20 protein-coding genes are annotated in these 25,572 nt (G+C 63.7%); 15 read left to right on the forward strand and 5 right to left on the reverse strand.

Translation table 11 applies throughout. The annotated features are described in order from the left end of the window. Positions 1–117: 117 nt before the first annotated feature. A complete protein-coding gene (locus XH80_RS30620; protein ID WP_271601795.1) occupies positions 118–1,392 on the reverse strand; it encodes a serine hydrolase domain-containing protein in 1,275 nt (424 codons plus the stop codon). Positions 1,393–1,551: 159 nt separating this feature from the next. Here XH80_RS30620 and XH80_RS30625 point away from each other — a divergent pair, with 159 nt between their 5' ends. Next, positions 1,552–2,469, forward strand: a complete 918-nt coding sequence (locus XH80_RS30625) for an intradiol ring-cleavage dioxygenase (RefSeq protein ID WP_271601796.1) — start codon at positions 1,552–1,554, stop codon at positions 2,467–2,469. Between the two features lie 12 nt (positions 2,470–2,481). Here the strand turns inward: XH80_RS30625 and XH80_RS30630 are convergent, their stop codons facing one another. Then, positions 2,482–4,215, reverse strand: a complete 1,734-nt coding sequence (locus XH80_RS30630) for a bifunctional protein-serine/threonine kinase/phosphatase (protein WP_271601797.1) — start codon at positions 4,213–4,215, stop codon at positions 2,482–2,484. Positions 4,216–4,299: 84 nt separating this feature from the next. Next, entirely contained in the window at positions 4,300–5,139 is an 840-nt protein-coding gene (locus XH80_RS30635) for a formate/nitrite transporter family protein (RefSeq protein WP_271601798.1), read from the reverse strand. A 43-nt stretch (positions 5,140–5,182) separates the two neighbouring features. On the opposite strand from XH80_RS30635, the gene XH80_RS30640 reads away from it, so the two are divergent. The 11 genes from XH80_RS30640 (at position 5,183) to XH80_RS30690 (ending at position 18,542) form a co-directional block, all read left to right on the forward strand. Next, entirely contained in the window at positions 5,183–5,425 is a 243-nt protein-coding gene (locus XH80_RS30640) for a hypothetical protein (protein WP_271601799.1), read from the forward strand. A 393-nt stretch (positions 5,426–5,818) separates the two neighbouring features. Beyond that, a complete protein-coding gene (locus XH80_RS30645; RefSeq protein WP_271601800.1) occupies positions 5,819–7,135 on the forward strand; it encodes a CmpA/NrtA family ABC transporter substrate-binding protein in 1,317 nt (438 codons plus the stop codon). A 61-nt stretch (positions 7,136–7,196) separates the two neighbouring features. Further along, positions 7,197–8,093, forward strand: a complete 897-nt coding sequence (ntrB, locus tag XH80_RS30650; protein WP_271601801.1) for a nitrate ABC transporter permease — start codon at positions 7,197–7,199, stop codon at positions 8,091–8,093. A gap of 13 nt (positions 8,094–8,106) precedes the next feature. Next, on the forward strand, positions 8,107–8,901 hold the full coding sequence (locus tag XH80_RS30655) for an ABC transporter ATP-binding protein (RefSeq protein WP_271601802.1): 795 nt from the start codon (positions 8,107–8,109) through the stop codon (positions 8,899–8,901). Positions 8,902–9,238: 337 nt separating this feature from the next. Further along, positions 9,239–10,618, forward strand: a complete 1,380-nt coding sequence (locus XH80_RS30660) for an MFS transporter (RefSeq protein ID WP_271601803.1) — start codon at positions 9,239–9,241, stop codon at positions 10,616–10,618. Positions 10,619–10,739: 121 nt separating this feature from the next. After that, positions 10,740–11,168: a globin family protein gene (locus tag XH80_RS30665; RefSeq protein ID WP_057753819.1), complete on the forward strand. Its 429-nt coding sequence runs from the start codon at positions 10,740–10,742 to the stop codon at positions 11,166–11,168. 10 nt (positions 11,169–11,178) lie between these two features. Continuing rightward, a complete protein-coding gene (locus XH80_RS30670; RefSeq protein WP_271601804.1) occupies positions 11,179–12,396 on the forward strand; it encodes an NAD(P)/FAD-dependent oxidoreductase in 1,218 nt (405 codons plus the stop codon). Position 12,397: 1 nt separating this feature from the next. Then, the gene (locus XH80_RS30675) at positions 12,398–15,103 is read left to right on the forward strand and encodes a nitrate reductase (RefSeq protein WP_271601805.1); all 2,706 of its coding nucleotides are present in this window, start codon (positions 12,398–12,400) and stop codon (positions 15,101–15,103) included. A 330-nt stretch (positions 15,104–15,433) separates the two neighbouring features. Continuing rightward, positions 15,434–16,273 carry an aldo/keto reductase gene (locus tag XH80_RS30680; RefSeq protein ID WP_271601806.1) on the forward strand — a complete coding sequence of 280 codons (840 nt, stop codon included), beginning with the start codon at positions 15,434–15,436 and terminating at the stop codon, positions 16,271–16,273. Between the two features lie 186 nt (positions 16,274–16,459). Then, positions 16,460–17,401, forward strand: a complete 942-nt coding sequence (locus XH80_RS30685) for a DMT family transporter (RefSeq protein ID WP_271601965.1) — start codon at positions 16,460–16,462, stop codon at positions 17,399–17,401. Positions 17,402–17,462: 61 nt separating this feature from the next. Continuing rightward, positions 17,463–18,542, forward strand: coding sequence for a zinc-binding dehydrogenase (locus XH80_RS30690; RefSeq protein WP_271601807.1), 1,080 nt, complete (start codon positions 17,463–17,465; stop codon positions 18,540–18,542). 155 nt (positions 18,543–18,697) lie between these two features. Here XH80_RS30690 and XH80_RS30695 read toward each other — a convergent pair whose 3' ends face one another. Beyond that, positions 18,698–19,159: an Lrp/AsnC family transcriptional regulator gene (locus tag XH80_RS30695; protein ID WP_057753316.1), complete on the reverse strand. Its 462-nt coding sequence runs from the start codon at positions 19,157–19,159 to the stop codon at positions 18,698–18,700. Positions 19,160–19,289: 130 nt separating this feature from the next. Here XH80_RS30695 and XH80_RS30700 point away from each other — a divergent pair, with 130 nt between their 5' ends. Both XH80_RS30700 and XH80_RS30705 read left to right on the forward strand, forming a co-directional pair. Further along, complete coding sequence (locus XH80_RS30700; protein ID WP_271601808.1) at positions 19,290–21,653, forward strand: transketolase; 2,364 nt, start codon at positions 19,290–19,292, stop codon at positions 21,651–21,653. Positions 21,654–21,903: 250 nt separating this feature from the next. After that, a complete protein-coding gene (locus tag XH80_RS30705) occupies positions 21,904–23,334 on the forward strand; it encodes an aldehyde dehydrogenase family protein (RefSeq protein WP_271601809.1) in 1,431 nt (476 codons plus the stop codon). A gap of 203 nt (positions 23,335–23,537) precedes the next feature. On the opposite strand, the gene XH80_RS30710 is transcribed toward XH80_RS30705, so the two are convergent. Then, on the reverse strand, positions 23,538–24,506 hold the full coding sequence (locus XH80_RS30710; RefSeq protein WP_271601810.1) for an SMP-30/gluconolactonase/LRE family protein: 969 nt from the start codon (positions 24,504–24,506) through the stop codon (positions 23,538–23,540). An 89-nt stretch (positions 24,507–24,595) separates the two neighbouring features. On the opposite strand from XH80_RS30710, the gene XH80_RS30715 reads away from it, so the two are divergent. Next, positions 24,596–25,420: an NAD-dependent epimerase/dehydratase family protein gene (locus tag XH80_RS30715; protein WP_271601811.1), complete on the forward strand. Its 825-nt coding sequence runs from the start codon at positions 24,596–24,598 to the stop codon at positions 25,418–25,420. Positions 25,421–25,572 lie beyond the last annotated feature (152 nt).

The following is a 25,572-nucleotide window of genomic DNA, read 5'->3' on the forward strand; positions in this document are numbered from 1 at the left end:
ACGCCTTGGCGAAGCCGAACGAAGAACGTGGATGCCCGGGCCTTCGCCGCGCCGAAGCGGCTTCGGCCGCGCAGGCGGGACAAGCCCGGGCACGACGACCATCAGACGTTCGAGATGTCAGAGATTGCTCTCGGTGATCGCGGCATAGACCATGCTGCGTAGCTCGCGCCGAATCGGATAGGCGCTCGACGGCAGCACCTGGGTCATGAAGATCGTGATCAGTTCCTCGGCGGGATCGATCCAGAACGAGGTCGTGGCCGCGCCGCCCCAATTGTATTCGCCGGGGCTGCCCGCGATCAGCGTCTCGGCTGGGCGCATCGTCACTGCAAAACCGAGGCCGAAGCCGATGCCGTTATAGGTCGCCTCAGAGAATAGCGAGCGCGATACGTCCGGCAGTGCCTGTCCGCCCGGAATGTGGTTGGTCGTCATCAGCGCCAGCGTCTTCGGCCCGATCAGTCTCACACCGCCAAGCTCGCCGCCATTGAGCAGCGCCCGGCAGAAGGTGAGATAGTCGGCCATCGTCGAGCATAGGCCGCCACCGCCGGAGATGAAGGAGGGCGGAGACAAGAACGAGCTCGTCGTCGGGTCGTCTTGCACCGTCAGGCCCTGCCGGCGCTGGCCGGCATGGAAGGTCATGCCGCCGCCGGGATCGGCGGAATAGCAGGCGGCGAAGCGATGCGCCTTCGAGGCCGGCACATGGAAATCGGTGTCGGTCATCCCAAGCGGATCGAGGATGCGTTGCTTCAAGAACTGCTCGAAGGGAATTCCTGAGATCTTGCCGATGAGGTAGCCGATCACGTCGGTAGAGACGGAGTAGTTCCAGGACTCGCCCGGCGAGAACTCCAGCGGGATTTTTGCAAGGCTCTCGATCATGGTCTGGAGCGTACCTGATTTCTCGACCTCGCCGATCTTCTCGGCGCGATAGGCGGCATCGACGTTGGAGCGCTGCTGGAAGCCGTAGGTCAGACCGGACGTATGCCGGAGCAGGTCGACGATCAGCATCGGCCGGGACGGCGGCCGGGTGAGGAAGTTGGGCCAGCTGCCGGCGACGAAGACTCCGAGATTCTTCCATTCCGGAATGTACTTTGCGACCGGTTCGTCGATCGCGACCAGGCCTTCCTCGACCAGCATCATGAAGGCAACGCTGGTGAGCGGCTTGGTCATGGAATAGATGCGGTAAATGGTGTCGTCCTTGACCGGCGCCTTGCGCTCGATATCGGCAAGGCCTTGCACGGTGCTGTGGGCCACCTTGCCGCGGCGGTAGACCAGGAGATGCGTGCCGGGGAAACGGCCGGCATCGATGTACCTGGCCTTCAGATGGGCATCGACGCGGTCGAGCGCGGCCTTGGACATGCCCACGGATTCGGGCGAGGCGGGGGTAGGGGCGAGCATCGGTTCCTCCAGGCAGTTTGTCAGGCGTTGATAGCCGAAATGACGACCCTATTCCAAGCGGGACGCGCTTAACGCGGGGCTGCGGGTTGGTGTAGGCTCCGGTTCGGAACGCCGTCAAAAGCCCCGCCGGGCCAACGAGAAAATCCAGGGCAACGCACCATGACCCAGTTCAACGAGACCGAACTCACCGAAGCCGTCGTCAAGAGCTTCGACAACACGCCAAACCCGCGTGCGAAATTCCTGCTCCAGGAATTGGTGAAGTCGCTGCACGATTACGTGAGCAAGACCGGTCTCACCTTTGAGGAGTGGGAATACGCCATCGATTTTCTCACCCGAACCGGCCAGAAATGCACCGACACCCGCCAGGAGTTCATCCTGCTCTCCGACGTGCTCGGCGTCTCCATGCTGGTCGACGCGGTCAACCATCGCGATCGCGACGGCGCGACGCAGACCACCGTGCTCGGCCCGTTCTATGTCGGCGAGCACAAGGTCACCGCTCACGGCACCGACATCTCGCCGAACAATCTCACGGGCGAACGGATGTTCGTGCAGAGCCGTGTCACCGATCTCCACGGCAAACCGCTCGCGAACGTCCCGGTCGACGTCTGGCACGCCGACGATGACGGCTTCTATGATTCCCAGAAGGCGAATTACGACGAGGTCGGCGCCTCGGCGCGGGCGCGCTTCATCACCGATGCCGACGGCCGCTTCTTCTTCCGCACGATCTTGCCGTGCAGCTATCCGATCCCGACGGACGGGCCGGTGGGTGAGATGATCGTGCAGACCAGGCGCCATCCGATGCGTCCCGCGCATGTGCACTTCCTGGTCAATGCCAAAGGCTACGAGCCGCTGATCACCCACGTCTTCATGGACGGCGACAACTATCTCGATTCCGATGTGGTGTTCGGGGTGAAGGACGATTTGATCGCCAAGGTCGAGCCGCGCAACGATCCTGAGATGCCCGACGGCGGCAAGGCGAACGGGAAGTGGCACCTGATGAGCTACGAATTCCATCTCAAGCCGGGTGGTGGCATCGCGCCCAAACCGCTGGGGACGAAGGCGGCTGAACCGGCTTGAGCAATCGTTGCGCTAGCGCGCGTGGAGCAGTGCGAGCAGGACCACGACGACGCAGGCCAGTGTCACCGTTGTCAGCTTCCAGAACAGCAGCGGATTGCGCTCCAGCAAAGGCGTGGTCCGCGTGCTGAGATAAGCCGGATTGGGGTTTCGCAGCTCGTAGGTGAATTCGAACAGATCCTCGTGGCGCTTGTTGGGATCGGGATGCAGGGCTTTCCGCAACGCGCCATCGATCCAGACGGGGACTGCGCGGTCATCGTGGCTGGCCGGACGATACCTGAGCTTCCACGCATCCGATCTTCCCCTGATGCGTGCGAGCTGGGCGCCATAGGGCAGGCTTCCGGTCAGCATCTGGTAGCAGATGCTCGCGAGCGAGAACATGTCCGACCGCGGCGAGCCGCCTTCGCCGAGAAAATATTCCGGCGCTGTGTACTGAACCGTGCCGAGGATCTCGGCGTCAGCCGGATTGGCGGCTGCTTCGACGACGCCGGCAACCTTGACGGCCCCGAAGTCGATGATCTTCGCCGTGCCGGTCTTGTCGATCAGAATGTTGTCCGGCCTCAAATCCTGGTGCAGCATCTCCATGCGATGGAAGGCGCGCAAGCCCGCCGCAACCTGGTCGACGATGCCGCGCACGGTTTCGAGGTCGGGGCGCGGATTGTCCAGCATCCATTGCCTCAGCGTCTGTCCCTCGATGAACTCGGTGGCGACGTAGAGATAGTTGCGCCGCCTGGATCGTAAGCGGGGCTTGAGGACGTGAGGGCTGTCGATCCGGCGCGCGATCCACTCCTCCATCAGGAAACGCTTCAGATAGGCGGCATCGGCGCGCAGATCGATCGACGGAATCTTCAGCGCGACCATCTCCTCGGTCTCGGTGTCGATGGCGAGGTAGATGTGGCTGCGGCTGGAGGCATGCACTTCGCGGACGATGCGATAGCCGTCGAACAAGGCGCGCGGCTCCAGCAGGGGCGGCAGCGGCAGTTCGGCCGTGCCACCGAAAATATCGACCGAGCCCGTCCGCGGTATCTCATCGATGCGCAGGATCTGCACGGTGATGTTGTCGTCGCTGCCGCGCCGGTAGGCCTCCTCGACGATGGTTTGCGCGGCTGCATCGAGATCGGCGGCAGAGGCTGCAAGGGTGCCTGTGACGAAGCGATGATCGACGAATTCGTAGGCGCCGTCGGTTGCCAGCAGGAAGATGTCGCCAGGCTCGACCTGAATCGCCTGGTAGTCGATTTCGATCTGCGGATTGATCCCGAGCGCGCGGCCGAGATAGGTCTGCTCGGACGAGACGATGATCCGGTGATCCTCGGTGAGCTGCTCGAGGGCCTTGCCGGCGATGCGATAAATCCGGCAGTCGCCGACGTGAAAGATGTGGGCTGTGGTCGATTTGACGACCATGGCCGTGAAGGTGCAGACGTAGCCCTTGTCGCGGTCGTAAGCATATTGGCTGCGCCGGGTTTCCGCGTGCAGCCACGAATTGGTCGCTTCCAGAACGCGCCGCGCCGAATGCTTCACCGTCCAGGATTCGGAAGTGCAGTAATAATCGGTCAGGAAGCTCTTGACCGCGGACTCGCTCGCGACCTGGCTCACGGCGCTGCTCGAGATGCCGTCGGCCAAGACGACGGCGATGCCCCTCAGGCTCAACAGCGGCTCGGTCGGGATCAGCGCGCCGTGAAAGTCCTGGTTGACCGGCTTGCGCCCCTTGTCGGAGTGCTGCCCGATCGAAATGCGCAAGCCCCGGCTCATCCTCGCCACCAATGCAAAGGGAGCTTCACCCTAGCAGGCGAAACTCCCTTGTTGGACAACACTCCCTCGTTGAACAGCGATCGCTCAGGCCGCTGCGCGCGGCTGGCTCTTCGCCGCCACCTCACGCTTCGGCTTGGTCAGCACATGCGTGGCGTAAAGGGTGAGGCCGGTGAAGGCGAGGCCGCCGACGAGATTGCCGAGCACGGTCGGGATCTCGTTCCAGATGAAATAATCCATGATCGAGAACTTGGCGTGCAGCATCAGCCCCGACGGGAACAGGAACATGTTCACCACGGAGTGCTCGAACACCATGTAGAAGAACACCAGGATCGGCATCCACATCGCAATGACCTTGCCCGGGACGGTGGTCGAGATCATCGCGCCGACGACGCCGGTCGAGACCATCCAGTTGCAGAGCATGCCGCGGATGAACAGCGTCGCCATGCCGGCGGCACCGTGGGCGGCGTAGCCGAGGGTGCGGCCTTCGCCGATATTGCCGATCGTCATACCGACCTTATCGGGCTCCTGGGTGAAGCCGTAGGTCGTCACGAACGCCATCATGAAGGCCACGGTTAGCGCCCCGGCGAAATTGCCGATGAAGACGAGACCCCAATTGCGCAGGACGCCGCCGAGCGTGACGCCCGGCCGCTTGTCGATCAGCGCGAGCGGGGAAAGGACGAAGACGCCGGTCAGAAGATCGAAGCCCAGGAGATAGAGCATGGAGAAGCCGACCGGAAACAGCAGCGCGCCGACGAGCGGCTGGCCAGTGTTGACGTTGATGGTGACGGCGAACCACGCCGCGAGCGCCAGGATGGCGCCGGCCATATAGGCGCGGATGACCGTATCCCGGGTGGACATGAAGATCTTGGATTCCCCTGCGTCCACCATCTTGGTGACGAATTCTGAAGGCGCGAGATACGACATTACGATTCCTTTTGCTTCGTAAGTGACATCGAGTGCCCTCGAGATGAAAGCACCGCTGGATGTCATTGGCCGTGCCAACGGCTCAGCCGTGCACGAGGGTGAAGGATGGTTTGGAAGCTTTGGGAGATCGCGTCACGACGACCAAGCCGAGGAGGGCCGCGAAGCAGTTGAGCTTCCAGGTTGCGGCCGCCAGAGGCTGCAACAATGCGGCAAGGCCGCAGTCTTCGTTGACATCCTCTACCTAAGCAAGTCTCGTGCCGGGTTGGCGCTGGAAAAAGATGTTTGATATCAAATGCTTGCAATGGTTTCGGTTGGGTTCCGCAAAGCCATCTGCCTTCTTGCGTGGCGCGGTGCTCAATGTTTGTGCGTCGCACAAAAGTTGAGCAGGGCGCAAAACTTGCGTGCGGAACAGGGCTGCGACAAGCCGGCGCACCTCTTTTATCTGTTTGATATAAAACATATTTTTCTGTCTCTGCGCTTGGCATGAAGCTTGAATCATTCAATCTGACGCCATTGAAGCCGTCCCGCGAGACTTCTCATCCGAATTGCCGACGCCATCCGAACGGGGCGAATCCCCCGTCGTGCGTTTGCACGCGCCTTTTTGCGGCGTGACGGACGGACGGGCTGCTCGTGCGCACTGACGCAATCATTCGCAACGACGCAAAGGACGACACCACCGATGACCAAGCGCATTCGCCGGCCCTTCGAGACTGGCTTCAGCCGCCGTCAATTGCTGAAGGCCGCCGGCTCGACCGCAGCCCTTCTCGCCGCTGCCAAGCTCAATTTCCCCGCCGGCGCCTTCGCGCAGGATGCGGGCCCCGAGGTCAAGGGCGCCAAGCTCGGCTTCATCGCGCTGACCGACGCGACCCCGCTGTTCGTCGCCAAGGAGAAGGGCATCTTCGCCAAATACGGCATGCCCGATGTCGAGGTGCAGAAGCAGGCGTCCTGGGGCACCACGCGCGACAATCTCGTGCTCGGCTCCGAAGGCAACGGCATCGACGGCGCGCATATCCTGACCCCGATGCCGTATCTGATCTCGGCCGGCAAGGTGACGCAGAACAACCAGCCGACGCCGATGTACATCCTGGCGCGGCTGAACCTGAACGGTCAGTGCATCTCGGTCGCCAAGGAATATGCCGACATCAAGGTCGGCATCGACACCGCGCCCTTCAAGGCGGCGCTGGAGAAGAAGAAGGCCGGCGGCAAGGCCGTGAAGGCGGCGATGACCTTCCCCGGCGGCACGCATGATCTGTGGATTCGCTACTGGCTCGCCGCCGGCGGCATCGATCCCGACAAGGACATCGAAACCATCGTGGTGCCGCCGCCGCAGATGGTCGCCAACATGAAGGTTGGTACCATGGATTGCTTCTGCGTCTGCGAGCCCTGGAATCTCCAGCTCATCCATCAGGAGATCGGCTACACCGCGATCACCACCGGCGAGCTCTGGGACAAGCATCCGGAAAAATCCTTCGGCATGCGCGCCGCCTGGGTCGACAAATATCCGAAGGCGGCAAAGGCGCTGCTGATGGCGGTGATGGAAGCCCAGCAATGGGCCGAGAAGGCCGAGAACCGCGAAGAGGCCGCCGTCATCTGCGCCAAGCGCCAATGGATCAACTGCCCGGTCGAGGACGTCACCGATCGGATGAAGGGCAAGTTCGACTACGGCACCGGCCGTGTCGTCGAGAACTCGCCGCAGCAGATGCGCTTCTGGAAGGACCAGGCGTCCTATCCGTTCCAGAGCCACGATCTCTGGTTCCTCACCGAGGACATCCGCTGGGGCAAGTATGAGCCCGGCTTCGACACCAAGGCGTTGATCGCCAAGGTCAACCGCGAGGACCTCTGGAAGGATGCCGCCAAGACGCTCGGTGTCGCCGCCTCCGACATTCCGGCGTCGACCTCGCGCGGCAAGGAGACCTTCTTCGACGGCAAGGTGTTCGATCCCGAAAATCCGGCTGCCTATCTGAAGTCGCTCGCCATCAAGCGCGTCGAAGTCTGATGGAGCCTGCGGCCGCCTTCGGGCGGCCGCATCGTCTTGATGAAGCCGAAGAGAAATTGCGATGAACATGCCTGCCGCGAAGATTGAGGTTGAGACTGCAGCGCCTGCGCGCGCTGCGACGCCAGTTGTCGCGATAACGCCAAAGCGCCCGCCGCGCAGCGAAACATACGCGCGCTTTGCGCGGGAGCTAGCCGTGCGCGTCATCCCGCCGCTGGTCGTGATCGCGTTGCTGACGCTGGTGTGGGAGCTGGTCTGCCGCCGCGCCGGCTCGGCGCTGCCGCCCCCGTCGAAGGTGTTCAAGGACACCAAGGAGCTGATCTTCGATCCGTTCTTTGATCATGGCGGCATCGACAAGGGCCTGTTCTGGCACCTCTCCGCCAGCCTCCAGCGCGTCGCACTCGGCTATTCGCTCTCGGCGATCGCTGGCATCGCGCTCGGCGTCCTGGTCGGGCAGTCGGTCTGGGCGATGCGCGGGCTCGACCCGCTGTTCCAGGTGCTGCGCACCATTCCGCCGCTGGCCTGGCTGCCGCTCTCGCTCGCCGCGTTCCGCGATGGCCAGCCCAGCGCGATCTTCGTCATCTTCATCACTTCGATCTGGCCGATCATCATCAACACAGCGGTTGGTATCCGCAACATCCCGCAGGACTATCGCAACGTCGCTGCGGTGGTGCAGCTCAATCCGCTCGAGTTCTTCGCCAAGATCATGATCCCCGCGGCGGCGCCTTACATCTTCACGGGGCTTCGTATCGGCATCGGCCTGTCCTGGCTTGCCATCATCGCCGCCGAAATGCTGATCGGCGGTGTCGGCATCGGCTTCTTCATCTGGGACGCCTGGAACTCCTCGCATATCAGCGAGATCATCCTGGCGCTGTTCTATGTCGGCATCGTCGGCTTCGTGCTCGACCGCCTAATTGCAGGCCTCGGCAAGATCGTTACCCGTGGCACAGCGCAGAACTGAGGGACAAGGGCACATGACCGCCTATCTGAAGCTCGACCACATCGACAAGACCTTCACCCGCGGCGCCGCGACGACGGAGGTGTTGAAGGACATCAACCTCACGATCGAGAAGGGCGAATACGTCTCGATCATCGGCCATTCCGGCTGCGGCAAGTCGACCCTGCTCAACATCATCGCCGGGCTCACCAACGCCACCACCGGCGGCGTGCTACTGGAGAACCGCGAGGTCAACGCGCCCGGGCCCGATCGCGCCGTGGTGTTCCAGAACCACAGCCTGCTGCCCTGGCTCACCGTCTACGAGAATGTCAAGCTCGGCGTCGACAAGGTCTTTGCCAGGACCAAGACGAAGGCCGAGCGCGATGCCTGGGTAATGCACAATCTCAACCTGGTGCAGATGGCTCATGCGAGGGACAAGCGGCCTGCCGAAATCTCCGGCGGCATGAAGCAGCGCGTCGGCATTGCCCGGGCGCTCGCCATGGAGCCGAAGGTGCTGCTGCTGGACGAGCCCTTCGGCGCGCTCGATGCGCTGACCCGGGCTCATTTGCAGGACTCGGTGATGGCGCTGCATCAGAAGCTCGGCAACACCATTCTGATGATCACCCACGACGTCGATGAGGCGGTGCTGCTGTCGGACCGCATCGTGATGATGACGAATGGGCCATCGGCGCGCATCGGCGAGGTACTGGACGTGCCGCTGGCACGGCAGCGCAAGCGGCTCGAGCTTGCGACCAACGCAACCTATTTGAAGTGCCGTCAGCGCGTGCTCGAATTCCTCTATGAGCGTCATCGCTTCGTCGAGGCGGCGTAAACGCGTGGCTAATGCGCAAAAAACGTTGCGCCTATTTTTGAATCATCAAGCTCAATCCTTGTGCGCCGCACAGGGATTGAGCGAATCGCAAAATTTGCGTGCGAAAAGAGCTTGCAAAAATTTCGGGCAATTCGAATAAGCTGCTGAATTTACTGGTTTTCCTCATCGTTGCGAATTGGCACGGAAGTTGAATTACCTTCTGCGACGCCAACGACGACGTCCCTCAACATCATCAATCAGCATCGTGATCTCGCCACCGGGGCTTCGCCTCGGAGCGCGCCTCCATGCGGAGGCAGAGCCTGCAACGACGCAGCGGTGAGCCTGGAAGGGATATGCAATGACGAAGAATCCAACTTGGATTTCAGACTGGCGCCCCGAAGATGAGGCGTTCTGGAACGCGACTGGCAAGACCATCGCAAGGCGTAACCTGATCTGGTCGATCGTTGCCGAGCACATCGGCTTTTCGGTCTGGCTGATCTGGAGCATCGTGACCACCAAGCTGCCGCAGGCGGGCTTCCACTACACCACCGACCAGCTGTTCCAGCTCGTCGCGGTACCCGGGCTGATCGGCGCATTGATGCGCTTTCCCTACACTTTTGCGGTCACGACCTTTGGCGGTCGCAACTGGACGATCTTCAGCGCAGCGGTCCTGTTCATCCCGACGCTCTCGCTTGCCTATTTCGTGAGCCAGCCCGAGACGCCGTTCTGGCTGATGCTGTTGGTTGCTTCGACCGCCGGTCTCGGCGGCGGCAATTTCGCCTCCAGCATGACCAACATCTCGTTCTTCTTCCCCGACCGGATGAAGGGCTGGGCGCTCGGCCTCAATGCGGCTGGCGGCAATATCGGCGTCTCCAGCGTGCAGCTCCTGACCCCGATCCTGATGATGCTCGCCGTCATCAACCTGTTCCAGGCCAGCCCTGTCGACGGCATCTTCCTCCAGAATGCCGGCCTGATGTGGGTGCTGCCGATCGCGATCGCGGTGTTCGGTGCGGTGTTCTACATGAACAACCTCACCTCGGCGAAGTCGTCGATCAAGAACCAGCTTGCGGTGGTCAAGCGCAAGCACACTTGGATCATGGCCTATCTCTACATCGGCACGTTCGGGTCGTTCATCGGCTATTCCGCAGCGTTCCCGCTGCTGATCAAGACGCAGTTTCCGACGGTGACGATCGGAATCGCGTTCCTTGGGCCTCTGGTCGGCTCGTTGTCGCGACCGCTCGGCGGCCTGCTCGCCGACAAGATCGGCGGCTCGATCCTGACGTTCTGGAATTTCATCGCGATGGCTGCTGCCACGGTCGGCGTGCTCTACTTCGTCGGGCACAAGGACTTCATCGGCTTCCTCTCGATGTTCCTGATCCTGTTCGTCACGACGGGTATCGGCAACGGTTCGACCTATCGCATGATCCCCTCGATCTTCCGCGAGCAGAATCTGTTCAAGGTGCGCGGCAAGGGCGACGCGGCGCGCGCGATGGCGTTGAAGACGGCGAGCATCGAGAGCGGTGCGGCCGTCGGCTTCATCGGCGCGGTCGGTGCCGTCGGCGGCTATCTTATCCCGAGCGGCTTCGGCAAGTCGATCGCCTTGACCGGCGGTCCGCAGCTCGCGCTCGCGATCTACCTCGCTTTCTACGCCTCCTGCCTCGCTATCACCTGGTGGTTCTACCTGCGTCGCAGCCCGCAGGGTGAAGGCGCGCCAAGCCTCGCCGAGGCGCGGGTGTGACACTTGGCATGAAACACGCTTCTCCCCGCACGCGGGGAGAAGCCTTCTGATGACGTTTGATCCATGAACTTTTTCCGCAATGGCGCGGACAAAAGCAGACCGAAACAGACAGGAGACCATTGTGACGCCCGAACAGATTACCCTCATCCAGCAAAGCTTCGCCAAGGTCGCACCGATTTCCGAAGCAGCTTCGCAGCTGTTCTACGACCGCTTGTTCGAGGTCGCTCCCTCCGTGCGCGCGATGTTTCCCGAAGACATGACCGAGCAGCGCAAGAAGCTGATGGCCATGCTCGCCGCTGTCGTCGGCGGCCTGTCCAATCTCGAGACGATTCTTCCCGCGGCCTCGGCGCTCGCCAAGCGCCACGTCGCCTATGGCGCCAAGGCCGAGCACTATCCCGTGGTCGGCGCGACCTTGCTGTGGACCCTGGAGAAGGGCCTCGGCGAGGCCTGGACGCCCGAGCTCGCAACCGCCTGGACCGACGCCTACGGCGTGCTGTCCGGTTACATGATTTCCGAGGCCTACGGCTCACCGGCGCAGGCCGCCGAATAGGAGATGCCTTGTGAGTGAACCGCTCGTCATCGTCGGTAACGGTATGGCAGCCGCGCGTCTGGTCGACGAACTCGCCAGGACCGCGCTCGGCCGCTATGCGGTCGCTGTGATCGGCGAAGAGCCGCGGCTCGCTTACAACAGGGTGCTGCTCTCATCCGTGCTGGCCGGCGAGACCGGCTCGCACGAGATCGAGCTCCGACCAGCGGAGTGGTGGCGTGATCGCGGCGTCACCGTACGCTGCGGCTCTCGCGTCACCGAGATCGACACCGGCCGCCGCGAGCTCAAGATATCAGGCGAAGAGAGCATGGAATATTCCAGGCTCGTGCTCGCGACGGGATCGACGCCGCTGCGGCTCAACGTGCCGGGCGCCGATCTTGCCGGCGTGCATACCTTTCGCGACACCCGCGACGTCGACCTGCTGCTGACGCTGGCCGCGGCGAGGAAGCGCGTCGTCGTGGTCGGCGGCGGCCTGCTCGGGCTTGAAGCCGCCTATGGCCTTGCCAAGGCCGGTGCGTCCGTGACCCTGCTGCATCTGATGGACCGGCTGATGGAGCGCCAGCTCGACGGGCCGGCCGCCGATCTGCTCAAGACGCTCGTGGAACGCAAGGGCATCCGCATCCTGCTCAACGCCTCGACCGCCCGCATCCACGGCGAGCGCCATGTCGAAGCCGTGGAGCTGGCCGACGGCGGCCGGATCGAGGCGGACGCCGTGATCTTCGCTGCCGGCATCAGGCCCAACATTGCGCTCGCGAAGGACGCCGGCATCGCGGTCAACCGCGGCATCGTCGTCAATGACGTGATGCAGACGGCGTCTGCCGACATCTACGCGCTCGGTGAATGCGCCGAGCATCGCGGCACCTGCTATGGCCTGGTCGAGCCGGCCTATGAGCAGGCGCGGGTGCTGGCCCGGCATCTCGGTGGCCGCCCCGCCGCCTACCAGGGCAGCGTGGTCTCGACCAATCTGAAAGTATCAGGCGTCAGCGTGTTCTCGGCAGGCGACTTCATGGGCGGTGAGGGCAGTGAGAGCCTCGTCCTGTCGGACAGCCGACGCGGCACGTACAAGAAGCTCGTGATTTCAGACGGGTGCCTCACCGGCGCCGTACTGGTCGGCGAGACCGCCGACGCGCTCTGGTATCTCGAGCTGATCCGCACCCGCGAGAAGATTGCCGCCATCCGGGCCGACATGATGTTCGGCCGTATCCTCGCCGTTCCTTCCAAGGCTGCCTGATATGACGGCGATCGATCCCACGCTCCGCACCACCAAGACCACCTGTCCCTATTGCGGCGTCGGCTGCGGCGTGCTCGCAACGCCCGATGGCGCGGGCGGCGCAGCGATCGCGGGCGACCCCGACCATCCCGCCAATTTCGGCCGGCTGTGCTCGAAGGGCTCTGCGCTCGGTGAGACCGTCGGGCTGGAGGGCCGGCTGCTCTATCCGATGATCCGCTGCAAGGGTGTGATGGAGCGCGTGGCCTGGAGTGACGCGCTCGACCATGTCGCGCATCGCATGAAGCACATTGTCGCGCGCGATGGCGCCGATGCGGTCGCCTTCTATCTTTCGGGCCAGCTTCTCACCGAGGATTATTACGTCGCCAACAAGCTGATGAAGGGCTTTGTCGGCACCGCCAATGTCGACACCAATTCCCGGCTCTGCATGTCGTCCTCGGTCGCCGGCCATCGCCGCGCCTTCGGCGCCGATACCGTGCCCGGCTGCTATGAGGATCTCGACCAGGCCGATCTCCTGATTTTCGTCGGCTCGAACGCGGCCTGGTGCCATCCGGTACTGTTCCAGCGCATGTTGAAGAACCGCGCAGAGCGCGGCGCGCGCATGATCGTGATCGATCCGCGCCGCACCGACACCGCTGGTGACGTCGATCTGTTCCTCGGCCTCAGGCCCGGTACCGACACCGCGCTGTTCTCCGGCCTGTTCGTGCATCTCGCCGACAATGGTGCGCTCGATCAGAACTACATCGCGAACAATACCTCTGGCTTCGACGATGCGCTGGCGCGTGCGCGTAACATCGCAGGAAGCATCACCGCGACTGCGCTTGCGACCGGGCTCTCCGAGCAGGACGTCGCCGCCTTCTTCCGGATGTTCCGTGGCACGACGCGCGTCGTCACCCTCTACTCGCAGGGCGTCAACCAGTCGGCGCAGGGCACCGACAAGGTCAATGCGATCCTGAATTGCCATCTCGCCACGGGGCGTATCGGCAAGCCGGGCGCCTCGCCGTTCTCGCTCACCGGCCAGCCCAATGCGATGGGCGGCCGCGAGGTCGGCGGCCTCGCCAATATGCTCGCCGCGCACATGGGCTTCACGCCGCCCGACATCGATCGGGTCAGGCGGTTCTGGAAGGCGCCGCGCATCGCCACCCATGAGGGGCTGAAGGCGGTGCAGTTGTTCGAGGCGATCAACCGCGGCGAGGTCAAGGCGCTGTGGGTGATGGGCACCAACCCCGCGGTGTCGCTGCCCGACGCGGACATCGTGCGCGAGGCGCTGAAGAAGCTGGAGCTGTTCGTGGTGTCCGAGAACGTGCTCGGCAACGATACGGTCGAGGCCGGCCCGCATGTGCTGCTGCCGGCGCTGGCCTGGGGCGAGAAGTCGGGCACGGTGACCAATTCCGAGCGCCGCATCTCGCGCCAGCGTTCGTTCCTGCCGGCGCCCGGCGAGGCGCGGCCGGACTGGTGGATTTTGAGCGAGACCGCCAAGCGTCTCGGCTTCGGCGACAGCTTCAAATACAAATCGGCCGCCGATATTTTCCGCGAGCATGCCGCGCTCTCGGCGTTCGAGAACAATGGCAGCCGCGATTTCGACATCGGCGCGCTGAGCGCGCTGTCCGACGAGGCCTTCGACGCCTTGACGCCGGTGCAGTGGCCGGCCCCCGAAGGTGGTGCACCTGGCGAACGATTCTTCGCGGAAGGTGGCTTCTTCACCAATGACGGCAAGGGTCGCTTCGTCGCCCCGGAAGTGCCTTCGCTGCGGGCCGAAACCGGCCCGTCGCGTCCCCTGAGGCTCAACACCGGACGCATCCGCGACCAGTGGCACACCATGACGCGCACAGGTCTCAGCCAGCGGCTGGGCGCGCATCTGCCCGAACCCTTCGTCGAGATCCATCCTGACGATGCCAGCAAATACGGCATTGTTCACGACGGCTATGCCCGTATCACCACCGATTACGGCCAGTGCATTCTGAAGGTCGTCGTCAGCGACCGGCAGCAGCGCGGCACGCTGTTCACACCGATCCATTGGAGCGCGATGAACGCCTCGCATGGCCGCGTCGGCGCGCTGGTGCACTCGTTTACCGATCCATTCTCGGGCCAGCCGGAATCGAAAGCGACGCCGGCTGCGATCGCGCCCTACGAATACGTCTTCCGCGGTTTTGCGCTGTCGCGCAAGCAGCTCGCTCTGCCGCCAAACCTGTTGTGGACCCGCGTCACGGTCAGCGGCGGCTTCGGCTATCTCTTCGCTGATAATGCTGACCTGTCGCGTTGGCCGGCCTGGCTCGCAAGCATCGGCGGTGAGGACGTGGCCGAGTACCGCGATTTCGGCGGCGGCGTTTTCCGCGCCGCTTCGTTTTCGGCCGACCGGATCGAGACCTGTCTGTTCGTCGGCCCCGCGCATGATGCCGGGGACTGGGAGGTCGTGAAGAGCGTGTTTGCGGCCGATCGCGTCACCGACGACCAACGCCGCATGCTCTTGTCCGGTAAGTCCAGCGAAGGCGCCGTCTCGACCGGCCCTGTCGTCTGCGCCTGCTTCGGCGTCGGCCGCGGCACCATCTGCGATGCGATCGCCGGCGGCGCGCGCACCCCCGCCGAGATCGGTGTAAAGCTCAAAGCAGGCACCAATTGCGGCTCCTGCATTCCCGAGCTGAAGCGCCTGATCGCGACGACGGAGGTTGTGCCCGCGAAGCACGCGAAGGTCGCGGGCGCGGCGGGGTAGGGCATCGTTCTCGGCTGGCTCCGCATGCTCCGCCGTCATCGCCCGGCTTGACCGGGCGATCCAGTACGCCGAGACGTCAGTGATTCACCGAGAAGCCGCGGCGTACTGGATTCCCGCTTTCGCGGGAATGACAGCGTGGGCTAGGTACCATCCTCCCACCCAATCGACGTGCCCGCGATTGTGGCCTATGGTGCCGCGCGGCCTTCACTCCACTCCAAGACCAATCATGATTTACCACGAAGCGCCCCCGCGTCTGGTCGAAACGTTCCCGGATTGAACTCTTGAGCGCGATAGCGGTTGCCTGTGCCAACGAGCGGCATCGGAGACAACATGAACACAAAACCCTTCGGCAAGACCGGCGCCAACGTCTCTGTCATCGGACAGGGCACCTGGTATCTCGACCATGGCGACCGCAAGCGCGCCATCGCGGCGCTTCAGCGCGGGCTCGATCTCGGCATGACCCATATCGACACCGCCGAGATGTATGGCGATGCCGAGCTTGTCATTGCCGATGCGATCGCGGGCCGTCGTGATGAGGTGTTCCTGGTTTCCAAGGTGCTGCCAAGCAACGCCTCGCGCCGTGGCACCATCACGGCCTGCGAGCGCTCGCTGAAGCGGCTGAAGACAGATCGTCTCGATTGCTATCTGCTGCACTGGCGCGGCTCGTATGATCTCGAGGACACCGTCGCTGCATTCGAGGAGCTGGTGACATCAGGCAAGATCAAGTCCTGGGGTGTCTCCAATTTCGATGCCGATGATCTCGACGAGATTCTCGAGGTTGCGGGTGAAGGCAAGATCGCCTGCAATCAGGTGCTTTATCATCTCAAGGAGCGCGCGATCGAGCATGCCGTGATCCCGTGGTGCGAGCGGCACGGCGTTGCCGTCGTCGCCTATTCGCCGTTCGGGCACGATGATTTTCCGGATGCGCGCAGCAAGGGCGGCGCGGTGCTGGCGCGCATTGCAGAGGCACGTCGTGCGACACCGCGTCAGGTCGCGCTGAGCTTCCTCACCCGTGCGACTACGGTGTTCGCGATCCCGAAGGCGTCGTCCGCGGAACATGCCGGCGAAAATGCGGCGGCCGGCGATCTCGTGCTGACGAAAGAGGAGATCTCGGCGCTGGATGCGGCGTTTCCGCGCGGCCCGAAGCCGCGCAGCCTGCCGATGCTGTAGCGCACAAACGCGCAATATTAACCGGGCGTTGACGCGCGTGGACGTCAGCGCATATCGGCATCCTGTTTTCGGAAGTTGTGAACGCGGCGCATTTGTCGTTTTTATGAGGCCTCTCGATTCGCCTTTTGCCGGGTTCCTACAGTGACACCGCCACCTGCTGCAGCCGCAAGGCTCGACAGTATTCCCATGCCCTTGCCGGAGAAGAAGCAGGAGGCTCGCCGCGCGCCTGCGCGCGTCGACCATCCCTTCAAGGGCATCGCGCTGGTACTGCTGTCGACGGTATTCCTCGGCTGCTCCGACGTCACTTCGAAATATTTGTCATCGAGCCTGCCGTCGATCGAGATCACCTGGATTCGCTTCGTCACCTTCGCGCTCATGTTCCTGCCGGTGATGCTGCCGGGCTCGCCGCTGCATGCGATGCGGACCGAGCGGCTGGGCCTGCAGATCATGCGCGGCACGGCGCTGCTCGGTTCCTCCCTCTTCTTCATCACCGGCTTGCGCTTCCTTCCCATCGCGGAAGCCTCTGCCACCGGCTTCATCTCGCCGCTGTTCGTCACCGCCCTCTCGATCATCTTCCTCAGCGAGAAGGTCGGCATGCGCCGCTGGATCGCGACCGCGGTCGGCCTGATTGGCGTGATGATCATCATTCGTCCGGGCTCGGCCACATTCCACGTCGCGGCGTTCTTCCCGATCATCTCGGCATTCTGCTGGGCCGCCGCACTGATCATGACGCGCTTGATGAGCGGGCGTGAGGCCGTTCTCACCACGATGGCCTATTCGGCGCTCACGGGTGTTGCGATCCTCACCGTGATGGTGCCGTTCGTCTGGGTCACACCGACCTGGACAGGCATCGGGCTCGGCATCGTGATCGGCCTGGCCTCCACCGTCGGGCAGTGGATCATCGTGCTGGCCTATCGGTACGGCGATGCCTCGGTGCTGGCGCCGTTCTCGTACACGCAGCTGCTGTGGGTCAGCATTTTGGGCTTCTTCGTCTTCGGCGAGCTGCCCGATGTCTGGACCATCACGGGGGCGGCCTTCATCGTTGCCAGCGGGCTCTACATCGCCCATCGTGAGCGCGTGCGCCGCGCCCAGGTCTTGGTGCAGGCAGCACGGTCTCCGAACCCCTGACGCAAGTTTGCGCGCGCTGATACGTGCTATCAACGGTTCCAACACATCAGGAGGGAGCCGGATGCGCGCTGCGATTTTCAGGAACGGCGAGATTGTCGTGGGGCAGATCGCGGAGCCGAAGCCTGGCCCCGGCCAGGTGCTGGTCAGGACGCTCGCCTGCGGCATCTGCGGCTCCGACTTGCACGCGCGCCAGCACGCGCCGCGGATGGTCGAGATGGCCAAGAAGACCGGGCGCACCCCGATGGATCTGTCGCGGGATGTCGTGTTCGGTCACGAGTTCTGCTGCGAGATCGTGGATTTCGGCCCCGGCACGACGCGCAAGCTCAAGCCCGGCACACATGTGTGCTCGCTGCCCGCGCTGCTGACGCCTGAGGGCATCAAGGGCATCGGCTATTCCAACGAGTTTGTCGGCGGCTATGCGGAGCAGATGCTGCTCAGCGAGCCGCTGCTGCTGGAGGTGCCGAACGGCCTCGCGCCGGAACATGCCGCGCTGACCGAGCCGATCGCGGTCGGCGTTCACGCCGTGGCGAAGGCAAATATCCAAGGCGGCGAGGTGCCGCTGGTGATCGGCTGCGGCCCGGTCGGGCTTGCCGTGATCGCGGCGCTGAAGATCGAGGGCCTGCACCCGATCATCGCCGCCGACTATTCGCCGGCGCGGCGGGCGCTTGCCGCAAAGCTCGGCGCCGATATCGTCGTCGATCCCAAGGTGTCGCAGCCCTATGCGACCTGGGCCGAGCACGCGCAGATGTCGGAGGCGGAGAGGGCGGCGCGACCGCCGTTCCAGGCCATGCTGCCGGCGCTGAAGCCCGCGATCATCTTCGAATGCGTCGGCGTGCCCGGCCTGTTGCAGCAGGTGTTCGAGGGCGCCCCGCGCGATGCCAGGATCGTCGTGGTCGGCGTCTGCATGGAGAGCGACAGACACGAGCCCATGCTGGGCATCATGAAGGAGCTCAACGTCCAGTACGTGCTCGGCTACACGCCGGAAGAGTTTGCAGGCTCGCTGCGCCTGATCGCCGAAGGACAGGTGGACGCCGCGGCGATGGTGACGGCGGAAGTCGGCATCGACGGCGTCGCCAAAGCCTTCGCCGATCTCGCCAACCCCGAGGCCCACACCAAGATCATCGTGCAGCCGTGGCGGTGATGGCCGTCATTGCGGCGAGGAAGGTGCCGTAGGGTGGGCAAAGGCGCGAAGCGCCGTGCCCACCATCTCTCTGCGCAATCACGAGTGGTGGGCACGCTACGCTTTGCCCACCCTACGAGGCGCTTGCGGCCGTCCCTCCAGACGCCCGCGTTGTGCTACACCGGCAGCGCGATCGAATACTTCACCTGGCTGAGCGCAAAGCTGGACTCGATCGATGCGATGCCGTCGAGCCGGGTCAGCTTGGTCTTGAGGAACGTCTCGTAGGAGGCGAGGTCGGCTGCGACCACGCGCAGCAGATAATCGCGGTTGCCGGTCATCAGATAGCACTCCAGCACCTCGTCCCATTTCGAGATGGCGCGGGCGAAGCGGTTGAGGTCCTCCTCCTTCTGCCGCGCCAGCTTGATCGAGATGAAGACGCTGACATGCAGCCCCAGCGCCTTCTGGTCGACGGTCGCGACATAGCGCGAGATCACGCCGCGCTCCTCCAGCAGCTTGACCCGGCGATGACAGGGCGAGACCGACAGGCCGACCCTGTCGGCGAGCTCCTGCATGGTCAGGCGGCTGTCGTTCTGGAGATGGCTGAGGATCTTGCGGTCGATGGCGTCGAGCTCGGGCATTGGAATAGAACCTGTATTTCATGGCCGGTGTTGGTATGGTATCCCAATATCTGCCGGTATGACGCGAAAAATTGAGAAATCTGGCGCCGCCGGCAGGCGTATGATCCGCCTTATTTTCCGGAGCATCGCCATGCCCGTCGATTCCGCGCGTCTCGAAATCCTGACTGCTCTCGCCCGCAAGGCGCTGTGGCTGTCGTCATGGACCATCCACCACGCCAACCACATCCGCTCCAATGCTGATGGACTCAAGGTCGGCGGCCATCAGGCCTCCTCGGCCTCGCTCGCCACCATCATGTCGGCGCTGTACTTTCATGTGCTGCGGCCGGAGGACCGCGTCGCGGTGAAGCCGCATGCGAGCCCGGTGTTCCATGCCATCCAGTATTTGTTCGGCCGGCAAAGCCGCGAAAAGCTGGAGAACTTCCGCGGCTTCAAGGGCGCGCAGTCCTATCCCTCACGCACCAAGGACGTCGACGACGTCGACTTCTCCACCGGCTCGGTCGGCCTCGGCGTCGCGCAGACGCTGTTTGCCTCGCTGGTGCAGGATTACGTCAAGGCGCATGGCTGGATGAAGGATCGCCGCGAAGGGCGGATGATCGCCCTCGTCGGCGATGCCGAGATGGACGAGGGCAACATCTTCGAGGCGCTGGCCGAGGGCTGGAAGCACGGCCTGCGCAACACCTGGTGGGTGGTCGACTATAACAGGCAGTCGCTCGACGCCGTCGTGCGCGAAGGCCTGTGGGAAAAGTTCGAGACCATGTTCCGCAATTTCGGCTGGGACGTGGTGATCGTGAAATACGGCCGGCTGATGCGCGAGGCTTTCGCGGAGCCAGGCGGCGAGGCGCTGAAGCGCTGGATCGACAATTGCCCGAACGCTCTTTACGCCGCGCTATGCTTCCAGGGCGGCGCGGCGTTCCGCAAGCATCTGCACGACGAGATCGGCGACCAGGGCCCGATCACTGCGCTGATCGACAAGCGCAGCGACGAGGAGCTGCTGGCGCTGATGTCGAATCTCGGCGGCCACGACATGGCGAGCATGGTCGAGGCGTTCGAGTCCATCAACCATGATCGCCCGGTCTGCTTCATCGCCTACACCATCAAGGGCGTCGGCCTGCCGTTCCAGGGCCACAAGGACAACCATGCCGGCCTGATGACGGTTACGCAGATGGAGAAATATCGCGACAGCCAGAACATCCGCCCCGGCCACGAATGGGACAAGTACGAGGGCCTGCCGCAGAGCGCCGCCGAGCTCGACGCGTTTCTCGCGCGCGTGCCGTTCAACCAGGACGGCCGCCGCCTGACCGCGCCGGTGGTCGAGGTGCCTGCGCAGCTCGCCTTCAAGCCATCGCCGCAGATGTCGACGCAGCAGGGTTTTGGCCTCGTGCTGAACGAGATCGCGCGCGGCGACAGCGAGCTGGCAAAGCGCATCGTCACGACCTCGCCCGACGTCACCGTCTCGACCAATCTCGGCCCCTGGGTGAACCGGCGCGGCCTGTTCGCCAATGCCGCGAAGGCGGACTTATTCCGCAGCGAGAAAATTCCATCGACCTACAATTGGGACGCTTCGCCGAAGGGCCAGCATCTCGAGCTCGGCATCGCCGAGATGAATTTGTTCATCATGCTCTCGGCGCTCGGCCTCTCGCACCAGATCAACGGCGCGCGGCTCTTGCCGGTCGGCACGCTCTACGATCCCTTCATCGAGCGCGGCCTCGATGCGCTGAACTATGCCTGCTACCAGGATGCGCGCTTCATGGTGGCGGCGACACCCTCAGGCATCACGCTCGCGCCGGAGGGCGGCGCGCACCAGTCGATCGCAACGCCGCTGATCGGCATGGCGCAGGACGGGCTTGCCTCGTTCGAGCCTGCTTTCGTCGACGAGCTCGCGGTCGTCATGGGCTGGGGCTTTGAGCACATGCAGCGCGATCCGGGCGAGGGCGGTTCGGTCTATCTCCGCCTCTCGACGCGCAGCATCGAGCAGGCGCAGCGCATCATGACGCCGGAGTTGCAGCAGGGCATCACCGACGGCGCCTATTGGCTGCGCAAGCCCGGCCCCAATGCCGAGCTCGTGATCGCCTATACCGGCGCGGTCGCGCCTGAGGCGATCGAGGCGACCGGCTTCATCGGCGAGAACAGGCGCGATATCGGCCTGCTCGCGATCACCTCGGCCGATCGCCTCCATTCCGGCTGGACCGCCGCGCGAAAATTGCGGCGCGACCGCCGTGGCGTGCAGCATCTCAGCCATGTCGAACAATTGCTGGCGCCGCTGCCGCGCGATTGCGGCATCGTGACCGTGATCGACGGCCACCCCTCCGCGCTCGGCTGGCTCGGCAGCGTCCACGGCCATCGCGTCGAGGCGCTCGGCGTCGAGCAGTTCGGCCAGACCGGAACCATCGCCGATCTCTATCGCCACTACGGCATCGATGCCAACGCCATCATCGATGCGGCCGAAAGCCTCACCACCGGCGCGCCGGTGCTGCATCGGAAGATGGCGGTGTAGGGGAAGTCACCGGGGTTGTCATTCCGGGGCGGCTCGAAGAGCCGAACCCGGAATCTCGAGATTCCGGGTTCGATGCTCCGCATCGCCCCGGAATGACGATCGAGAGAACCTTGCCTCGTTCCCGCCACCAGCTCATATAACCTCCGTCCGCCGCAACGCTGGCCCCGCATATGGCGGGTTCAATTGCCGGCGCTTTCGTGCAAGGATGCCTGCCGAAACGCCCCCCCAAGCCCCCAAGAAGAGGTTAACGATGGTCAATCGCATGCAATTCTACATCGACGGCGCCTGGGTCGATCCCGCCGTCAAGAAGTCCACCGCCGTGGTCAATCCCGCGACGGAAGAGGCGATGTACGAGGTTGCGCTCGGCTCCAAGGCCGATGTCGACAAGGCCGTTGCCGCCGCCAAGCGCGCCTTCGCAACGTTCTCCCAGACCAGCCGCGAGGAGCGCGTCGCGCTGCTCAGCAAAATCATCGAGATCTACAAGACCCGCATCAAGGAGATCGGCGCCGCCGTCTCCGACGAGATGGGCGCGCCGTTGCCGATGGCGGAGAAGCTCCAGGCCGGCGCCGGCCTTGGCCATCTCATGACCACGCTCGACGTGCTCAAGAACTATCATTTCGAGGAGCCCATCGGCACCGCCATGGTGCTGCGCGAGCCGATCGGCGTGGTCGGCATGATCACGCCCTGGAACTGGCCGCTCAACCAGATCGCCTGCAAGGTCGCGCCCGCGCTCGCCGCCGGCTGCACCATGATCCTGAAGCCCAGCGAGTTCACGCCCACTTCGGCTTTGATTTTTGCGGAGATCCTGCATGAAGCCGGCGTGCCGAAGGGCGTGTTCAACCTCGTCAACGGCCTCGGCCCCGAGGTCGGCGCCGCCATGAGCGAGCACCCCGATATCGACATGATCTCCTTCACCGGCTCGACCCGCGCCGGCATCGATGTGGCCAAGCGCGCCGCGCCCACCGTGAAGCGCGTCAGCCAGGAGCTCGGCGGCAAGTCGCCGAACGTCATCCTCGAAGGCGCCGACCTGACGAAAGCGGTGACCGGCGGCGTGATGCACATGTTCAACAACTCCGGCCAGTCCTGCAATGCGCCCTCGCGCATGATCGTGCCGCTGTCGAAGATGAAAGAGGTCGCCGCGATCGCGAAAGCCGTCGCCGACAAGACCAAGGCGGGCGATCCGCGCGCCGATGGCACCACCATCGGCCCCGTCGTCAACCGCGGCCAGTGGGACAAGATCCAGGCGCTGATCAAGAAGGGCATCGACGAGGGCGCAACGCTCGTCGCCGGTGGTCCTGGTCTGCCGGAAGGCGTCAACAAGGGCTTCTATGTCCGCCCGACCATCTTCGCCGACGTCACGCCCGAGATGACGATCGCGCGCGAAGAGATTTTTGGACCGGTGCTGACCATCCTCGGCGCCAAGGACGAAGCCGACGCCGTCAAGATTGCCAACGACACGCCTTACGGTCTCGCCGGCTACGTCTACGGTTCCTCGGTCGACGATGCCAAGCGTGTCGGCCGCCAGATCCGCGCCGGCAACGTCAACCTCCAGGGCGTGCCCAATGACCGCACCGCGCCGTTCGGCGGCTACAAGCAGTCGGGCAACGGCCGCGAGTGGGGCAAGTATGGCCTCGAGGACTTCCTCGAAGTGAAGGCCGTCGCTGGCTTCAACGCGGCGTAAGCCTTACGTGAACAACACGCCGCCGGAGCGGGCAACTGCTCCGGCGTTTTGTTTTGCTCCGTCGTCATTCCGGGGCGTCGCGAAGCGACGAGCCCGGATTCCATTCATCCACCGACTCTGTCGCACGATGGATTCTCAGGTGCGCAATTGCGCACCATAGCTCGCGCCGAAAACGGCGCGCCCCGGAATGACGAGAGGAGCGCCTATCCCCCCAACGCTCCCTGCGTATTCACATACAACGCGTAGATCGACTGGCTCGCCGCCATGAACAGGCGGTTGCGCTTGACGCCGCCGAAGCAGAGATTGGCGCAGCGCTCGGGCAGCGCGATGCGGCCGATCATGACGCCGTCGGGTGCGAACACGACGACGCCGTCGAGTTCGGGATCGCCCATGCCCCAGCCGCACCAGAGATTGCCGTCGATGTCGACGCGGAAACCGTCCGGCGTACCGGGGCCGGCATCGACGAAGACGCGCTTGTTCGAAAGCTTGTCACCGGAAGGCGAGACGTCATAGGCGAGAATTTTGCGGGTCGGAACGCCGCGGGATTCGATGAGATAGAGGATTTTCTCGTCCGGCGAGAAGGCGAGCCCGTTCGGCCCGAGCACACCCTCGGCGACGATTGTGGCTTTGCGGGTCTCCGGGTCGAGCCTGTAGACGTTCATGTCGATCTCGGGCTCGGACTTGTAGCCCTCGTAGTTGCCGAGCAGGCCGAAGGTCGGATCGGTGAACCAGATCGAGCCGTCCGATTTGACAACGACATCGTTCGGCGAGTTCAACCGCTTGCCGTTGAATTGATCCATCAGCACGGTGATCTCGCCATCATATTCGGTGCGGGTCACGCGCCGCCCGCCATGCTCGCAAGTGACGAGCCGGCCCTGCCGATCACGCGTATTGCCGTTGGCGAAATTGGAGGGTTTGCGGAACACGCTGACAGCGCCGGTCTCTTCCTCCCATTTGATGATGCGCTGGTTTGGAATGTCGCTACAGAGCAGATAACGCCCGTCGCCGAACCACACGGGACCCTCGGCCCAGCGCAGGCCGGTCGCCAGCCGCTCCACCGCCGACAGCCTTAGCCAGTATTTTTCGAAACGGGGATCCAGTGCTTTTATCGCGGGATCAGGGTAATAAGTCGCCGGCCGCCAGCCTTGGTTATGGGACGATGCCTCATTCATGTCGGTTCTCTCGTTTCGTTCCCTCTGGACAATGCTGCTATCATTAGAGACACGTGACCGCAAATCGGTCACCAACGGCGAGGGACAACATGGCGCGTATCTTGATGACGGGAGCTTCGGGCGGAATCGGCACGAGCCTGCGAAAATTGCTGCCGCCGATCTATCCGGATCTCATGCTCTCCGACATCAAGCCGCCCGCCGATCTCGGCGCGAACGAGCAGTTCAAGGCGGCTGACCTCGCCGATCTCGCGCAAGTCGAGGCGATCTGCGAGGGCGTCGACGGCATCATCCATTTCGGCGGCTATTCGGTCGAAGGCAGCTGGGACCAGATCCTCCAGGCCAATATCATCGGCGGTTACAATTTGTTCGAGGCGGCGTATCGCAAGGGCGTCAAGCGTGTGGTCTTCGCCTCGTCGAACCACGCCGTCGGCTTCTATCCGCGCCACCACAAGATCGGCACCGATGTCACCCCGCGTCCCGACAGCCGTTATGGCGTCAGCAAGGTCTTTGGCGAGGCCGTCGGCGCTTTCTATGCCGACAAGCACGGGCTGAAGGTGACGTGCCTGCGCATCGGCAATTTCGGCGACATGCCGCTCGACCAGCGCCGGCTTTCGATCTGGCTGAAGCCGGAAGATTTGGTGCAGCTCTGTCGGATCGGGCTCGAACATCCCGACATCCATTTCGAGGTGTTCTACGGCGCCTCTTTCAACGAGCGCGCCTGGTGGGACAACCACCGCGCCTACGAGTTCGGCTACCGCCCCGCGGGGCGCGCCGAGGATTTCCGCGAGCACGCGATGGCCGAGCAGGCCAAGCTGAAGCCGGATCCGGTCGGCGATCATTTCCAGGGCGGCACATTCTGCAGCAACGAATTCGATGGCGACACGAGCCGGATCATCGATTGGAATAAGCGGTAGGATTGTCGTAGCCCGAGCTCTCGCCGCGATGCAGGTGCGCTCCCTCGCCCCGCTTGCGGGGAGAGGGTTGGGGTGAGGGGGAGTTGCCGCGGGGGCGGAGGCAATCGGATTCGTCGTCACTCACCACTCGTCATTGCGAGCGCAGCGAAGCA

The organism is Bradyrhizobium sp. CCBAU 45384 (genome assembly GCF_028128665.1).
GTDB classification, from domain to species: domain Bacteria; phylum Pseudomonadota; class Alphaproteobacteria; order Rhizobiales; family Xanthobacteraceae; genus Bradyrhizobium; species Bradyrhizobium manausense.

What these genes read in the sequence shown, in the direction of transcription:
- XH80_RS30620 (WP_271601795.1), bottom strand. Translation starts at nt 1,392, where the DNA reads ATGCTCGCCCCTACCCCCGCCTCGCCCGAATCCGTGGGCATGTCCAAG.
- XH80_RS30625 (WP_271601796.1), top strand. Translation starts at nt 1,552, where the DNA reads ATGACCCAGTTCAACGAGACCGAACTCACCGAAGCCGTCGTCAAGAGC.
- XH80_RS30630 (WP_271601797.1), bottom strand. Translation starts at nt 4,215, where the DNA reads ATGAGCCGGGGCTTGCGCATTTCGATCGGGCAGCACTCCGACAAGGGG.
- XH80_RS30635 (WP_271601798.1), bottom strand. Translation starts at nt 5,139, where the DNA reads ATGTCGTATCTCGCGCCTTCAGAATTCGTCACCAAGATGGTGGACGCA.
- XH80_RS30640 (WP_271601799.1), top strand. Translation starts at nt 5,183, where the DNA reads ATGAAAGCACCGCTGGATGTCATTGGCCGTGCCAACGGCTCAGCCGTG.
- XH80_RS30645 (WP_271601800.1), top strand. Translation starts at nt 5,819, where the DNA reads ATGACCAAGCGCATTCGCCGGCCCTTCGAGACTGGCTTCAGCCGCCGT.
- ntrB (WP_271601801.1), top strand. Translation starts at nt 7,197, where the DNA reads ATGAACATGCCTGCCGCGAAGATTGAGGTTGAGACTGCAGCGCCTGCG.
- XH80_RS30655 (WP_271601802.1), top strand. Translation starts at nt 8,107, where the DNA reads ATGACCGCCTATCTGAAGCTCGACCACATCGACAAGACCTTCACCCGC.
- XH80_RS30660 (WP_271601803.1), top strand. Translation starts at nt 9,239, where the DNA reads ATGACGAAGAATCCAACTTGGATTTCAGACTGGCGCCCCGAAGATGAG.
- XH80_RS30675 (WP_271601805.1), top strand. Translation starts at nt 12,398, where the DNA reads ATGACGGCGATCGATCCCACGCTCCGCACCACCAAGACCACCTGTCCC.
- XH80_RS30680 (WP_271601806.1), top strand. Translation starts at nt 15,434, where the DNA reads ATGAACACAAAACCCTTCGGCAAGACCGGCGCCAACGTCTCTGTCATC.
- XH80_RS30685 (WP_271601965.1), top strand. Translation starts at nt 16,460, where the DNA reads ATGCCCTTGCCGGAGAAGAAGCAGGAGGCTCGCCGCGCGCCTGCGCGC.
- XH80_RS30690 (WP_271601807.1), top strand. Translation starts at nt 17,463, where the DNA reads ATGCGCGCTGCGATTTTCAGGAACGGCGAGATTGTCGTGGGGCAGATC.
- XH80_RS30695 (WP_057753316.1), bottom strand. Translation starts at nt 19,159, where the DNA reads ATGCCCGAGCTCGACGCCATCGACCGCAAGATCCTCAGCCATCTCCAG.
- XH80_RS30700 (WP_271601808.1), top strand. Translation starts at nt 19,290, where the DNA reads ATGCCCGTCGATTCCGCGCGTCTCGAAATCCTGACTGCTCTCGCCCGC.
- XH80_RS30705 (WP_271601809.1), top strand. Translation starts at nt 21,904, where the DNA reads ATGGTCAATCGCATGCAATTCTACATCGACGGCGCCTGGGTCGATCCC.
- XH80_RS30710 (WP_271601810.1), bottom strand. Translation starts at nt 24,506, where the DNA reads ATGAATGAGGCATCGTCCCATAACCAAGGCTGGCGGCCGGCGACTTAT.
- XH80_RS30715 (WP_271601811.1), top strand. Translation starts at nt 24,596, where the DNA reads ATGGCGCGTATCTTGATGACGGGAGCTTCGGGCGGAATCGGCACGAGC.